Below are 847 nucleotides of genomic sequence, written 5' to 3'. Positions count from 1 at the left end.
GAGATCGTCCCTGTCAAACGTCAGCTCAAACAGGAGTTCGGTTTTTCCACGCCAGAGGCGAATAACCCAAATCAAAGTGCCCGAATCTTCGACCAAGTAAAAGAAACACAAATGGTGACGGGCGATTTGAATGCCGCCTTGGTCGAATGGGTTGTGCAATATCGCATCTCAGACCCCGTTAAGTATCTGTTTGAAGTCCGGCAACCGAGCGCAACGTTACGTTATGTGTCTGAATCGGTGATGCGCGAAGTCGTTGGTGATAGAACGGTTGATGAAGTCATCACTGTTGGTAGACAGGACATTGAATCAGAAGCACTGATCAAAATGCAGGAGCTATCCAGAAAATATGAGATGGGCTTTAGTATCGACCAAGTGCAATTGAAAAACATTAACCCGCCAGTTCCTGTTCAGGCTTCTTTTAATGAAGTGAATCAGGCTAAGCAAGAAAAAGAAAAGCTAATCAATGAAGCGCGCAGGGATTACAACAAAATCATTCCCCTTGCTCTGGGCGAAAAAGACCAACAGATCCGGCAAGCCGATGGTTATCGGTTAAAACGAATTAACGAAGCACAAGGAGACGTTTCTCGATTCAACGCGCTTTATGCGGAATATCTGAAAGCGCCAGCGGTCACCAAAAGAAGAGTTTATATCGAAACTATGCAGTCTGTACTGCCAAAAATTGATAGCAAAATCATCATTGATAATAATTTGGAATCTATTCTGCCGCTACTCAACATTAAAGACGGACAGGGAGAAGGACAATGAAATTCAAAACCATTGGGGTGGTGAGCGCCCTTATCTCTGTCGTGACGTTGGTGTTATACAGTGCGCTCTACACGGTGGATGA

At 44.7% G+C, this 847-nt stretch carries 1 protein-coding gene; it reads left to right on the top strand.

From position 1 onward, the window contains the following. A partial coding sequence (gene hflK / locus GMA8713_RS25925; protein WP_062715548.1) for an FtsH protease activity modulator HflK occupies positions 1–765 on the top strand: 765 nt, incomplete at its 5' end. Between the last annotated feature and the right edge of the window lie 82 nt (positions 766–847).

This window comes from Grimontia marina (genome assembly GCF_900060185.1).
GTDB classification, from domain to species: domain Bacteria; phylum Pseudomonadota; class Gammaproteobacteria; order Enterobacterales; family Vibrionaceae; genus Enterovibrio; species Enterovibrio marinus.
This window is presented reverse-complemented; position numbering and strand designations above follow the sequence as displayed.